Annotated in this window: 11 protein-coding genes; 9 read left to right on the top strand and 2 right to left on the bottom strand. The window is 71.1% G+C overall.

Going from position 1 to position 13798, the window contains the following annotated elements; all coding sequences use genetic code 11:
• Positions 1-710, bottom strand: a 710-nt coding sequence (locus U5M74_RS14740; RefSeq protein ID WP_410909679.1) for a flavin reductase family protein, incomplete at its 3' end; no start/stop codon positions are given.
• 66 nt (positions 711-776) lie between these two features.
• Between U5M74_RS14740 and U5M74_RS14735 the strand changes: the two genes are divergently transcribed.
• Positions 777-1553 (top strand): ArsR/SmtB family transcription factor, encoded by a 777-nt coding sequence (locus U5M74_RS14735; RefSeq protein WP_410909678.1) that lies wholly within the window; start codon positions 777-779, stop codon positions 1551-1553.
• 89 nt (positions 1554-1642) lie between these two features.
• On the opposite strand, the gene U5M74_RS14730 is transcribed toward U5M74_RS14735, so the two are convergent.
• On the bottom strand, positions 1643-2734 hold the full coding sequence (locus tag U5M74_RS14730) for a biotin/lipoate A/B protein ligase family protein (RefSeq protein ID WP_410909677.1): 1092 nt from the start codon (positions 2732-2734) through the stop codon (positions 1643-1645).
• A 138-nt stretch (positions 2735-2872) separates the two neighbouring features.
• On the opposite strand from U5M74_RS14730, the gene U5M74_RS14725 reads away from it, so the two are divergent.
• The 8 genes from U5M74_RS14725 to U5M74_RS14690 all read left to right on the top strand — a co-directional run bounded on the left by U5M74_RS14725 (position 2873) and on the right by U5M74_RS14690 (position 13797).
• Entirely contained in the window at positions 2873-3358 is a 486-nt protein-coding gene (locus U5M74_RS14725) for a hypothetical protein (RefSeq protein WP_410909676.1), read from the top strand.
• Positions 3359-3415: 57 nt separating this feature from the next.
• Positions 3416-4237, top strand: a complete 822-nt coding sequence (locus U5M74_RS14720; RefSeq protein ID WP_410909675.1) for an alpha/beta fold hydrolase — start codon at positions 3416-3418, stop codon at positions 4235-4237.
• Entirely contained in the window at positions 4234-5907 is a 1674-nt protein-coding gene (locus U5M74_RS14715; RefSeq protein WP_410909674.1) for a PP2C family protein-serine/threonine phosphatase, read from the top strand. The genes U5M74_RS14720 and U5M74_RS14715 overlap by 4 nt, the downstream gene beginning before the upstream one ends.
• A gap of 2 nt (positions 5908-5909) precedes the next feature.
• Complete coding sequence (locus tag U5M74_RS14710; protein ID WP_410909673.1) at positions 5910-6917, top strand: TIGR03557 family F420-dependent LLM class oxidoreductase; 1008 nt, start codon at positions 5910-5912, stop codon at positions 6915-6917.
• Positions 6918-7015: 98 nt separating this feature from the next.
• Positions 7016-7816: a coenzyme F420-0:L-glutamate ligase gene (gene cofE, locus U5M74_RS14705; RefSeq protein ID WP_410909681.1), complete on the top strand. Its 801-nt coding sequence runs from the start codon at positions 7016-7018 to the stop codon at positions 7814-7816.
• 149 nt (positions 7817-7965) lie between these two features.
• Positions 7966-8595, top strand: a complete 630-nt coding sequence (locus tag U5M74_RS14700) for a VIT1/CCC1 transporter family protein (protein ID WP_410909672.1) — start codon at positions 7966-7968, stop codon at positions 8593-8595.
• A gap of 1259 nt (positions 8596-9854) precedes the next feature.
• Entirely contained in the window at positions 9855-13145 is a 3291-nt protein-coding gene (locus U5M74_RS14695; protein ID WP_410909671.1) for a helicase-related protein, read from the top strand.
• A complete protein-coding gene (locus U5M74_RS14690) occupies positions 13138-13797 on the top strand; it encodes a DUF4391 domain-containing protein (protein ID WP_410909670.1) in 660 nt (219 codons plus the stop codon). The genes U5M74_RS14695 and U5M74_RS14690 overlap by 8 nt, the downstream gene beginning before the upstream one ends.
• Position 13798 lies beyond the last annotated feature (1 nt).

The following is a 13798-nucleotide window of genomic DNA, read 5'->3' as shown; positions in this document are numbered from 1 at the left end:
GGTGTCTGGCTGCGGTGCGAGTGCCCGAGTTCCGGGCCGAGCCCGAAGTAGTGGCGGAAGGAGTAGACCAGCGGGCTCCACGCGGCCGGGTCGACGTGGTCGGTGCCCGGGACCACGATGCGGGGGTCGGCGTGCACCCGGCGCACGGCCGCCTCGACGACGACGAACTCCCCGGTGACGTCCGGCTGCACGCGCGCGGCCACCGCCTCAAGCTGCAGCGGGCACTCGGCCACGCGGGGCGGGCGGACGGTGCGCGACGGCACCGCGGTCAGGCCCGCCGCGGCGAACTTGTCCGGCTCGTGGCGCCAGCCCGCAGCCTTGCGCTCGGGCACGGGGAACCGGCCGGTCAGCGGGGCCAGCCGCTCGACCGCCGGCCACAGGCCGGGGCCGGGCAGGTTGATCACCAGCTCCGGCCGGCTCGCGAGGTTCTCGGCGGTCTGCCCGTCCCGGCCCAGCCCGATGACCACGGTCCGGCCCAGCGCCCACGCGGACGAGATCGGCGCCAGGTTGGCCGAGCCGTCGGCGTTCTGCGTCGACAGGAGCACGACCGGGGTGCCGAAGTACAGGATGCTCGGCGCGATCTCGACGTGGTCCGTGACGTGGCCGGTGACCTGGTCGGTGACGTGGCCGGTGACCTGGTCGGTGACGTGGCCGGTCACCTGGCCCGCGATGTCCGCGGGCGCGCTGCTGAGTGAGGCTGCTGCAGTCATGACCGGCACCGTAGGGCGCGGACGCTTCGGCGCCGGCCGAACCGTCGCTCGCCGAGAATGGACCCCATGAGCACAGCGCACGCGGACGTGGCGCCCGACCTCGCGTCCGTGGCGCGGCTCCTCGCCGACGGGACCCGGGCGGCCTTCTGCCTGGCGCTGCTCGACCGCCGGGCGTGGACCGCGACGGAGCTGGCCCGCCACGCGGGGGTGGCGCCGTCGACCGCGAGCGAGCACCTGCACCTCCTGGTGCGCGGAGGGTTGCTGGCCGAGGAGCGGCAGGGCCGCCACCGCTACGTCCGCCTGGCCGGCCCGGACGTGGCCGACGTGATCGAGAGCCTCGCGGCGATGGCCGGCCCGGCGCCGGCGGCCCGCACGATGTCCGCCTCCGGGCGCCAGCGGGCCCTGGCGCACGCCCGCACCTGCTACGACCACCTCGCCGGGACGCTCGGCGTCGCCGTCACCGACGCCATGGTCGCCCGGGGGCTGCTCGACGCGGCGGGCGGGCTCGTGCTCACGGCCGCCGGGGCGGCGTGGCTCGACGACGTCGGCATCGCCGTGCCGACCGGGTCGCGCCGGGTCGCCGCCCGGCCGTGCCTGGACTGGACCGAGCGGCGCCCGCACCTGGCGGGGGCGGTGGGTGCGGCTCTGTGCAGCCACGCGCTCGACGCCGGCTGGGTCACCCCCGTCGGCACCACCCGCGCCGTCGCGGTGACCGACCTGGGCCGGCGGGAGCTGCGCCGCCACCTGGACCTGCCCGACGCCGTGCTGTCCGCCGGGCAGGCCCCTCGCCGGCCACCGTCGCCGAGACCTGACCTCACCGAGACTGACCTCGCCGAGGCCTGACCTCGCCGAGACCTGAGTTGTGGCCGCCTCGACGCATGCGGAGGCGGCCACAACTCAGGTCTCGGCGCGTACCGGCACCCGCGCCACCGTCACGGCACCCGCGCGGTCCACTCCGGGTCGGCGTACTTGGTGTCGGCCAGCTCCTGCGCCTCGGCGCGGGTGGCGTCGTCGAGCGTCACGCGCGCCAGGCCGTACGACCGCTCGAACTCGGCCACGAGCGCGTCGATGATCTCCTCGCGGGCCATGCCGGTCTGCGAGCGCAGCGGGTCCACGCGCTTGGCCGCGCTCTTGGTGCCCTTGTCCGACATCTTCTCGCGGCCGATGCGCAGCACCTCGAGCATCTTCTGCGCGTCGATGTCGTAGCTCATGGTCACGTGGTGCAGCACGGCGCCGGCGGCGAGCCGCTTCTGCGCGGCGCCGCCGATCTTGCCCTGCGGCGAGGCGATGTCGTTGAGCGGGGCGTACGTGGCGTCGATGCCGAGCGTGCGCAGCGCCCGCAGCACCCACTGGTCGAGGAACTCGTAGGACGCGGCGAAGCTCTGCCCGGCCACCAGCGTGTCGGGCACGTACAGCGAGTAGGTGATGGCGTTGCCCGGCTCGACGAACATCGCGCCGCCGCCGGTGATGCGCCGCACCACCTCCAGGCCGTGCCGGTCGGCGGCGTCGCGGTCCACCTCGTTGCGCAGCGACTGGAACGACCCGATGATCACCGACCCGGCCGCCCAGTCCCAGAACCGCAGCGTCGGGCGGCGGCGGCCCTCGGCCACCTGGCGGGCGAGCACCTCGTCGAGCGCCATCTGCATCCGCGGGCCCTGGTAGCCGGCGTCGAGCAGCTCGAAGGCGTGGTCCTCCCAGGTGGAGGCCCGCCCGACGGCGCGCATGACGGCGAGCGTGACGTCGCGCGGCGCGAACCCGATGAGCGCGGCGCCGTCGGCGGCCTTCTCGAGCTCCTGGGTGAGGGCGTCGAAGGGGACGTCGACGGCGGCGTCCTCCAGGACGGCGGTCAGGCGGGGCAGGGCGTCGTCGGGCTCGAGGAAGAAGTCGCCGGACAGCACGACGTCGCGCAGCCGCGCCGGGCCGCCGCGCACCTCGCCGTCGATCTCGAAGTCGGTCTCCAGGCCGGCGTCCACGACGACGAGCTTGCCGCCGGGGACCTTGCGCTCACCGTGCACGCGTTCCACCCGAGCACTGTGCACCACCGGCCAGGCCGGGGCCCAGCAGGACGGGCGTGACGTCCGACGCACGGCAGGCGACGCCCCGGCGTTCGTGGCAGCGTTCGGGTCTCAGCGGTACGACGGCGAGTTCGACGGGGAGGCCAGGTGGACGAGACGACGGAGCGGCTCCGGGTGCTCGCGACGGCGGTGGAGATCGCGACGCGGGGCGAGTACCGGCCGATCGAGCAGACCACCGTGGTGATCGACGCGGCGCTGGGCGGCGAGGCGCCCGAGCGCATCCTCGCGAACGTCCAGCACGACCAGGGCGCGAAGACGGTCAGCGGCGAGCTGCTCGTCGTCGGCAGCGCCCTGGTGGTGCACGTGCGGGTGGCGGGGATGCACGGGGCCGGCGCGGCCCCGGTGCGCGACGGCGAGATCGAGGCCGTGGCCGTGCCGCGGTCGGCGCTGCGGTCGGTGGCGCTCCAGGTGCCCGACCACGACGTCGACGACCCGGCCGGGCTGCCGGGCGCCCTGGACGTCGAGCTGCGGTACGAGGCGATCCAGCACCCGCTCCTGTTCACCCTGGGCTACCTGGGCCAGGCGGAGCGGCAGGAGATCGTCGCGGCGTTCACCGCGGACCTGCGCGGCTGACCGCTGCTCCGGGCACACGCCCGCGACGCGTCGGTGCCGCCGGGCTACGGTGAAAGCGTGACCCTGCGCGAGCGCCACAACGTCACGCTGTCCGGCGCTCCTGACGGCCGGCCGGTGGTGCTCGCCCACGGCTTCGGATGCGACCAGACCATGTGGCGCCTCGTCGCGCCCCAGCTCGGGGCCGACCACCGCGTCGTCTGCTTCGACCACGCCGGCGCGGGCGGCGCCGACCCCGCGGCGTACGACCCGCAACGGCACGCCACCCTGGACGGCTACGCGAGCGACGTCGTCGACCTGCTTGACGAGCTCGCGCTCGGCCCCGTGGTGTTCGTCGGGCACTCGGTGAGCGCCACGATCGCCATGCTCGCCGCCGCGCGCCGGCCCGACCTGTTCTCCCGGCTGGTGCTGCTGGGCCCCAACCCGCGGTACATCGACGAGGACGGGTACCGCGGCGGCTTCACCGCCATGGAGATCGACGAGCTGCTGCGCACCATGGAGATCAACTACCTCGGCTGGTCGGCCCTCATGGCGCCGGTGATCATGGGCAACCGCGACCGCCCCGAGCTCGGCGAGGAGCTCACCGAGCAGTTCTGCCGCATGGACCCCGACATCGCGCTGCGCTTCGCCCGCGCCACCTTCCTGGCCGACAACCGCGCGGACCTCAAGGCCGTGCCCACGCCGTGCCTCGTGGTGCAGTGCCGCGACGACGTCGTCGCGCCGCCCGAGGTGGGCCGGTACGTGCACGAGCACCTGCCGGTCTCGCGCTTCACGCTCCTCGACGCCGTCGGCCACTGCCCGCACCTGAGCGCCCCCGACGCCGTCGTCGCCGCCGTGCACGACTACCTGCGCGAGCCCGTGCCGGAGCACGTCCCCGCATGACCCCCGCCGGCCGCGCGCGGTCCTGGGCCCACAGCCCGGTGGCGCTGCTGCGCCTCGACGTGGACGGGCGCATCCTCGAGGCCAACGGCACCTTCCGGGCGTGGGCCAGCGGGGAGCGCGCGGCGAGCGCGGGGTCCCTGCGCCCCGGGGCGGCCACCCAGGACCCGGCGGCGCCCGTGGACGCCGCCGCCACCCCGCACGCCGACGCCGCCGCTGCCCGCGTGCGGCCCGACGTGAGCGGCCGGCGGCTGAGCGACCTGCTCACCGCGGGCGGGCGGCTGTACTGGGAGACGCACATGGCGCCCCTGCTGGCGCTGCAGGGGCGGGTGGACGACGTCGCGGTCGAGCTGCGCACGCCGGGGGAGCCGCTGCCCGTGCTGCTGTCGGCGATGGTGCAGGCCGAGGCGCAGGAGCCGGTGATCGACGTCGCTCTGTTCGCCGCGGGCAAGCGCGCCCGGTTCGAGCGGGAGCTCGTCGCCGCGCGCGAGACGGCGGAGCACGCCGCGGCCCGGCTGCAGTGGGTGCAGGAGGCGACGGCGGAGCTGTCGCGTGCCACGGGGGTGCGGGAGGCCGCCGACGCGCTGGTGCGCGCCGTCGAGCGGCACCCGGCCGTGGCGGCGGCCGAGCTGCGCGACGACGGCCACGACGACGGCGACGACGGCGATGACGACGGCGTGGCCGGCGCCGGCCGCCGCGTCGTCGTGCCGGTCACCGGCAGCCTCCACGACTTCGGCACGCTGGTCGTGACGCCGCACGGGCGCCCCGGCGACCCGCCGGTGGACGCGGACGCCCTGGCCACCATCGCGCAGCAGGGCGCGGTGGCCCTGGAGCGCGCGCTGCTGCACGAGCGGAGCGTGTCCGTGGCGCACGAGCTGCAGCACGCCATGCTCACCGAGGACCTGCCGCGCGGCGCCGGTCTGGCGGTCGACGCCGAGTACCGGCCCGCCGGCAGCGGGCTGGAGGTGGGCGGCGACTGGTACGACGCGTTCGGGCTCGACGACCTGACCGTGGCCCTGGCGGTCGGCGACGTCGTCGGGCACGGGCTGCGGGCCGCCACCGCCATGGGCCAGCTGCGCACGGCGACCCAGGCGCTCGCGGCCCCGGGACTCGGCCCCGGGGCGACGCTGGGGCTCGTCGACCAGTTCGTGCGGCGCCGCGGCGTGGGCTTCGCGGCGACGCTCGTGTACGCCGAGCTGGACACCTCCACCGGGGCGCTGACCTACGCCTGCGCGGGGCACCTGCCGCCGCTGCTCGTGCGGCGCGACGGGCGGGTCGGGTACCTGTGGGACGGGCGGTCGGCGCCGCTGGGCGTGCCGACGCTGCGCGGCCCGCGCGCCGAGGGCGTGGTGCGGCTGCTGCCCGGCGACACGGTGCTGCTGTACACCGACGGCGTGATCGAGCGGCGCGACCGGCCGCTGCCCGAGGGGATGGACCAGCTCGCGCGGGTGGCCGCCGAGCGGGCGCCCGGCGACGGCGGCGCGCTGCTGGCGCGGCTCGTGGACGCCCGGGCCGACCAGCGCGACGACGCGTGCGTGCTGCACGTGGCCTGGCACGGCCCGCAGCCGCTGTCGACAGCGGGCCTCGCGGGCGCCTCGGCGCACGGCTCCGCCGCGGCGGCGACGGCGGTGCTCGACGCGGTCGCGAGGGGGCGTGCGGGTCTAGGCTCCTGAGCATGGCTGCATCTGACCTGACCATCGGCTATGCCGCGATGCTCGAGCAGTTCCACCCCACCGACGTGGTCGAGTACTCGGCCTACGCCGAGGAGAACGGCTTCTCCGGCGTCATGGCGGCCGACCACTTCCAGCCCTGGGTGCCGCAGCAGGGCCAGGCCGCGTTCGTCTGGAACGTGCTGACCGCGCTCGGCGAGCGCACCCGCGGCGACCTGGGCCCGGGCGTCACCTGCCCGTCCTTCCGCTTCCACCCCGCCACGGTGGCGCAGGCCTCGGCCACGCTGGCCGCGATGTACCCGGGCCGGCACTGGCTGGGCCTGGGGTCGGGCGAGGCGCTCAACGAGCACGTCACCGCCGGCTACTGGCCCGAGGCGCCCGAGCGCATCAACCGGATGTTCGAGGCCATCGACGTCATCAAGAAGCTCTTCCAGTCCGGGATCGACGGCAAGGACGTCAAGCACTCCGGGCAGTTCTTCAAGCTGGAGTCCACCCGCCTGTGGACGATGCCGGAGCAGGCGCCGGAGATCCTCGTGGCCACCGCCGGCCCGGTCACCGCCAAGCGCGCCGGCAAGCACGCCGACGGCCTCATCACCGTGGGCGCGCCGCTGGAGAAGATCGAGATGCTCTTCGGCAAGTTCGACGAGGGCGTGCGCGAGTCCGGCCGCGACCCCGAGGGCATGCCCAAGGTGCTGCAGGTGCACATGTCGTGGGCCGAGACCGACGAGCAGGCGCTCGAGAACGCGATGACCGAGTGGCCCAACGGCGGCATGAAGTTCCCCAAGGCCGACATCCGCTCGCCGCACGACTTCGCGCAGATGGCCAAGCTGGTGCGCCCGGAGGACTTCGAGGGCCGCATGGTCATCTCGTCCGACCCTGACAAGCACCGCGAGGCCATCCAGAAGTACGTGGACCTCGGCTTCGACCGCATCTACCTGCACAACGTGGGGCGGAACCAGAAGGAGTGGATCGAGGTCTTCGGCCGCGAGGTGCTGCCGAAGCTCGCGCGGTGAGCGGGCCGTTCGTGTCTGAGGGCGGTTCGCTAGTTGACGGCGGTTCGCTGGCCGACGGCGGTTCGCTGGGCGGCGGTGGGGCCGCCGCGGGCACGTGGCTGTCGGTGTGGGCCCCGGCGGCGTTCCTCGAGGTGCGGCCGGGCGACGACCTGCCCGCCCTGGTCGGCGACGCCGTCGCCCCGGCCGGCCTGGCCGACGGCGACGTCGTCGTGGTGACCTCCAAGGTGGTCTCCAAGGCCGAGGGCCGCGTCGTGGCCGCCGCCGACCGCGAGCAGGCGATCACCGACGAGACCGTGCGCGTGGTCGCCCAGCGCGAGCGGCCGGGGCTGCCGCCGCTGCGGATCGTGGAGAACAAGCTCGGGCTGGTGATGGCCGCCGCCGGGGTAGACGCGTCCAACACGCCCGAGGGCACGGTGCTGCTGCTGCCCGAGGACCCGGACGCCTCCGCCCGCGCGGTCCGCGCGGTGCTGCGGCGCCGGTTCGGGCTGGACCGGCTCGGCGTCGTAGTCACCGACACCGCCGGGCGCGCCTGGCGCGACGGGCTGGTGGACATCGCGATCGGCGCCGCCGGCGTGCAGGTGGTCGACGACCTGCGCGGCGGCGTCGACGCCCACGGCCGGCCCCTAAACGTCACCGTGACCGCCGTGGTCGACGAGATCGCCTCGGCCTCCGAGCTGGTGCGCGCCAAGGCCGCCGGCCGGCCGGTCGCGGTGGTGCGCGGGCTGGAGCGGTTCGTGCTCGCGGGGGAGGGGCCCGACGGCGACGGTCCCGGCGCGCGGGTGCTGGTGCGGCCCAGCGCCGACGACCTGTTCCGCGAGGGCAGCGCCGAGGCGTACGCCCGCGGGTACGCCGATGGGCGGTCGTCTCTGTCCCGGGAGGCGGACGGTTCGCAGGGCTGAGCCGGTCGCGCCTGACGTGCTGTCGCGGGCTGCTCTGCGGGGAGTCTTGTATCGGCGCAGGTCAGCCGAGAAAGTGAGGTTGACCTGCGCCGACGCAGGTTTGCCTAGGCTTGCTGGCGGTGCGTCAGAAAGCGGCATTCACTGGTGCCATGAGCAACGGTGAGCTTCTTGAGACCGGTACGGAGCAGGCCGTCCTCGATGGTGCTCTGGGCGCTGCGGGGGCCCCGGCCGAGGGCCGGCCGGAGAGCCTGGCGCAGCGGCTCAACTGGCTGCGCGCGGGTGTGCTCGGTGCCAACGACGGCATCGTCTCCGTCGCCGCCGTGGTAGTCGGCGTTGCGGGCGCGACGACGGCACACGCCGCGCTGCTCACTGCGGGCCTCGCGGCGCTGGTCGGCGGCGCGATCTCGATGGCGCTGGGGGAGTACGTGTCGGTCTCCAGCCAGCGCGACGCCGAGAAGGCGCACATCGACCGCGGCGACCTCGAGCTCGACGAGGCCGACGTGGTCAGCCCCTGGCACGCCGCGTTCGCCTCGGCGATCGCGTTCCTCGTGGGCGGCGTGCTGCCGCTGATCGCCGTGCTGGCCGTGCCGGTGCCGTGGAAGGTGCCGGTGACGTTCGTGGCCGTGCTGGCCGCGCTCGCCGTGGCTGGTTGGACGGCCGCCTGGATCGGCGGGTCAGCACCCCGCCGGTCCGTGATGCGCGTGGTGATCGGCGGGGCGCTGGCGCTGGCGGTGACGTTCGGGCTCGGGTCGCTGCTAGGGGTCAGCGGGGTCGTGTGACCCCATCTGTACGTACGGTGTCGTCCACGGCGGCGGATGCGCCCCTGCACGGGTACAGCTAAAGCCTTCCAGACATGCGTGTAGGTGACTGCTGGAGCCAAGGCCACCGAACTCATCAAGTGCCTGGCCGCGGCGTCAGCACCCACTAAGAGATCACCCGAAGACCACTCGCGGCCACGAGTCGATCAAGAATTGCAAGCTACTGCTGAACCCTCTTGGCCGTGCGAAGGCCAGGGGGCGGCGGCGGGCGCTCGTTCCGCTCCTACACAGATCGGCAATAGCCACACGACTCGGCTAACCGCATCGAGCGCTGCCTCCCGCGGCCCCGACGTCGGCTCGCCGGCCCCGAGCGATCAGGAGTGTGGCGACCGCCCCGGGCTGTGTGACGGCGGCGCGTACCGACGCGCGGGATGAAGCTGAGAATCGGCTAGCGCGGCCTTCCTCTTACTAGAGTCGGCGCATCGCCAGCGTGCTCCGTCGGGGAGGCGCCCGACCTAGATTCGGCGAACCCAAGGGGAGGGCTGACCTTGTGGTAACGAAGCGCACGAGGGCATGTCCTGAATGTCGTCAGGTCGTACGAGTCCGTGATGGAGTTCTACAAATCCATGCTCGCCGCGATCGCCCAACCGAGCCGTGCAGCTCGTCAGGAAAGCCGCTGGTTGTCGACGCGGTTCGGGTGCGGCGGCGAGGCGCACCCCCCGAGGCCCGTCCCGAAAGTTCACCGTCTGTCCGAGCGGTGCCTTCGGGGTTGCCCAGCCTCGGGAAGCGGTCATGAGCCGTGCGGGTTGCTTCTTCCCCCACGTTGAAGAACTGCGGCCGGGCTCCTTGCGGTGGGGCGGGCAGGATCAGTGGCACCGAGGGCCGCAGCTGCCGGATTAGCCACATCCCATGTCTGGTCAGGGGTCGGACCAACTCGTTGAACCCGTGAGGCGGTCGCAAATGCGGCCATCGCGATGGGGACCGCTTGCGCAAGTGGTTGGGGGGACCTACCAAGAAGGTGCAAGCGACGGCGTCGAGCCGAGCACTACGCCCGCCCATACGGGCGGAGGTTCGCCGAAACGCGCCAAGCGGCTGGATTGCCCTCGCCGACGTCGTCCTCATCACCAGGTCGGACGGTTCGCCGAGCGGCGCGAAGGGGTGAAATCAAGCAAACGCACTAGTCCTGCCGGTCCGGATTTCCGCGCCTTCCGCACACCACGTCCCACGCCTGCACGCCAGACGGGTGTGTCGAATGCCCAGCCATCGGCCACGATGGACCCGTGCGTCTGATCGACAACGTCAACGACCTTCTCGGCGATGACCTGCGCGGGGAGCTGTCGCCGGGCTCGAAGCTGCGGATCGCCGCCTCGACCTTCTCGATCTTCGCCTTCGAGGCCTTGCGCAAGGAGTTGGAGCAGCTTGAGGAGCTCCAGTTCGTGTTCACGCAGCCAGCCTTCCCGCCGCCGTCGGCTATGGGCGCGTCGTCACCCAAGGAGCGCCGCCAGTTCTTCATTCCGCCGTCGCACACGGGCGGAGGTGCAGAGGGCAGCCTGTACGGCTCCCAGTTCGAGATCCGCTTGCGCAACCGCATGACCCAGCGCGCGATTGCTCGAGAGTGCGCCGCATGGGTACGCCGGAAGGTGACCTTCAAGGCGAACGCCACGGGGAACCCGATGCAGCAGTTCGCGATGGTCGACGACGACGTCACCTACATGCCGCTCCAAGGTTTTACGACGGCGGACTTGGGCCTGGAGCGGGGCAATGCGGTCTCCAACCTCGTCAACCGGTTCGACGAGCCCGCGATGACAAGCACCTACCTCGCCCTCTTCGATCAGGTGTGGAACAGTCCTGACCAACTCCGCGACGTCACCGATGCCGTCCATGACCAGATTGCGGGTGTGTACGCCGAGAACGCGCCTGCCCGGATCTACTTCCTGATCCTCTACAACATCTTCAGCGAATTCCTCGATGAAATCACCGAGGACGTCCTGCCGAACGACCGCACGGGCTACCAGGAGACGGCGGTCTGGAACGCGCTGTACGACTTCCAGAAGGACGCAGCGACGGGCATCATCAACAAGCTCGAGCACTACAACGGTTGCATCCTCGCTGACAGCGTCGGCCTGGGAAAGACGTTCACGGCCCTGGCGGTCATCAAGTACTACGAGCTACGCAACAAGTCCGTCCTGGTCCTGTGCCCGAAGAAGCTCGCAGAAAACTGGACCAACAACGCGAACCTGACGACCAACATCTTCGCGAAGGACCGCTTCAACTACGACGTCCTCGCCCACACCGACCTCTCGCGCACGGGCGGTGAGAGCCTCGGCCTCCGACTGGACCGCATCAACTGGGGCAACTACGACCTGGTGGTGATCGACGAGTCGCACAACTTCCGCAACGCGGACTATGCCGAGGAGAAGGAGTCGCGCTACCAGCGGCTGATGCGGCAGGTCGTCCGCGAGGGCGTGAAGACTAAGGTCTTGATGCTGAGCGCGACGCCAGTCAACAACCGGTTCAACGACCTAAAGAACCAGCTCCAGCTCGCCTACGAGGGCGAGTCCAAGAACCTCGAGAAGCACCTCGGCTTGACGGCGACGATTGACGCCGTCTTCCGAGATGCCCAGCGCGTCTTCAACGAGTGGTCGAAGCTCGAGCCGATCGACCGCACTACGGACCGCATCCTTCAGATGCTCAGCTTCGACTTCTTCGAGCTCTTGGATGCGGTGACGATCGCACGGTCGCGCCGACATATTCAGACGTTCTACGACACCAAGGCCATCGGCGCCTTCCCGCAGCGCCGCAAGCCCCTGTCATACCGCACCCCGATCACCGACATCGACGGCGCCCCGACCTTCGGCGAGATCCTCGAAGCCCTCCAGCGTCTGAATCTCGCGGTCTATACCCCGCTCGCGTACGTGTTCCCATCACGGCTGCCCAAGTACGAGGACAAGTACAACGTTGCGGGCGGGACCGCCAGGGAGAACCTTGGCCAGGCCGGCCGCGAGCAGGGCCTCAAGGTCCTCATGACGGTGAACCTCCTCAAGCGTCTGGAGAGCTCGGTTGAGGCGTTCCGCCTCACCCTCGCCCGTATCGAGCAGTCCATCATCGGCATGCTGGACACCCTCGCGGCGGGTTCCATCACGCACGACGTCGCGAACGACGTCGCTTGCATGGACCTCGACGCCGACGACGAGGACGACGCCAACGTCGAGGCGCTGACCATCGGCGCGAAGATCACCATCGACATTCGTGATATCGACATCGAGACGTATAGTCGCGACCTGCGTCAGGACCGCGCCGAGCTCCGCGAGCTGCTGCGCCTGATGAACGCCATCCGGCCCGAGTATGACCTTAAGCTCCAGCGCCTGCTCCAGATCGTCCGCGACAAGGCGGCCCGCCCGATCAACCCGGGGAACAAGAAGGTCCTCATCTTCTCGGCCTTCGCCGACACCGCCCGCTACCTCTACGAGCACCTTGCCCCTGCAGTTGCCGGGCTCGGCATGGAAGCCGCCCTCGTCACGGGTGGCGCGGCCGGCGCGAAGACGACGCTCCCAGCGAGGTCGAGGAGCCGCGGCTACGACGTCCAGGAGGTCATGACGCTCTTCTCGCCGCGATCCAAGCAACGCCACCTGACGATGCCAGAGGCCGAGAAACAAGACAGTAAGGTGGATCTCCTCGTCGGAACCGACGTCATCTCCGAGGGCCAGAACCTCCAGGACTGCGACTATCTCATTAACTACGACATTCACTGGAATCCCGTCCGGATCATTCAGCGGTTCGGCCGCATCGACCGCATCGGCTCGGTCAACACCGAGATCCAGCTCGTCAACTTCTGGCCGGACATCACCCTCGACGCCTACATCAACCTCAAGGAACGCGTCGAGAACCGCATGGTCATCGCCGACGTCGCCGGCACTGCCGACGACAATGTCCTGACCCACGAGTCCAGCGACGCCCAGTTCCGCAAGGAGCAACTCCGGCGACTCCAGGACGAGGTCATCGAACTTGAGGATGTGCGCACCGGTGTGTCTATCACTGATCTCGGCTTGAACGACTTCCGCATGGACCTGCTCGGCTACATGAACGACACCGGCGACACGACGGCACTGCCCAAGGGCCTGCACGCCGTCGTCCCTGCCGACCCCGGCAAGGGGCTAGTTCCGGGCGTCATCTTCGCCCTGCACAACATCGAGGCCGACGAAGCGATGAACCGCGGCAACCGGCTCCACCCGCACTACCTCGTCTACTTGTCTGACGACGGCGAGGTGATCGCCGACCACACCGAAGCAAAGCGTCTTCTCGACCTTCTGCGTGCCGGGTGCCGCCCCTTCGACGAGCCCGTCGCCGGCGTCGTCGCGCGGTTCAACGAAGACACGAAGGAGGGGGCGAAGATGGGCAAGTACTCCGGCCTTCTGACCGACGCGATCAGCTCGATGATCGATGTCACCGATGAACGCGACATCGATTCTCTCTTCTCCGCCGGCCCGACGACCGCGCTCACCCAGCAGATCGCCGGCCTCGACGACTTCGAACTCATCGCCTTCATCGCCGTGGTCGACCGCGATGCATGATCCCCGCATCCTCTACCGGTGGCCGACCGCCGCAGCGTTCGGCCGTGTCGTACCTAAGAACGCGATCTACAACCACGGAGCCGTCAACGCCGCTGTGAAGCAGCGTTTCGTCGACGACGTCGAACGGATCACCTGGGCGTACAAGCTCGCCGAGTCGACGCTCCGTCTGCCCACCGATCCGGACATGCTCGAGGTCCAGGTCCTCGTCCTCGACGCACGCGCCGATGACGTCACCGACTCCGTCCTGACAGCGATCGACGCCGCGATCCCTCAACCGATCATCTTTGAGGTGAACCGAACCGAGGAGACGCGCATGGTTGCGGCGCACAAGATCATTGGATCGGGCGCCCCGAAGGTCGGCTCCTACTACTCGACGGCATGGATGCCGGCCGACTCCCGCCGCGCACCGTTGCCTACCGCGATCACGCTCACAGCCCTGTACGCGGCGCTCCTCGCGCCGCTCATGCCGGTCACGGCGCGTCCCGGCGAGTCGCTGTCAGAGGTCGCCGATAGGTTGACCGACGTGCGCCGACTCGAGCGCGAGGTCGCTGCGCTCGAACGCAAGATCCGCACCGAACGGCAGTTCAACCGCAGGGTCGAACTCCGGCGCGCACTGTTGGCCAAGCTGCACGAACTCAACACGACGAAGTAGG

This window comes from Puerhibacterium sp. TATVAM-FAB25 (genome assembly GCF_046535855.1).
Classification (GTDB): domain Bacteria; phylum Actinomycetota; class Actinomycetes; order Actinomycetales; family Cellulomonadaceae; genus Puerhibacterium; species Puerhibacterium variabilis_A.
This window is presented reverse-complemented; position numbering and strand designations above follow the sequence as displayed.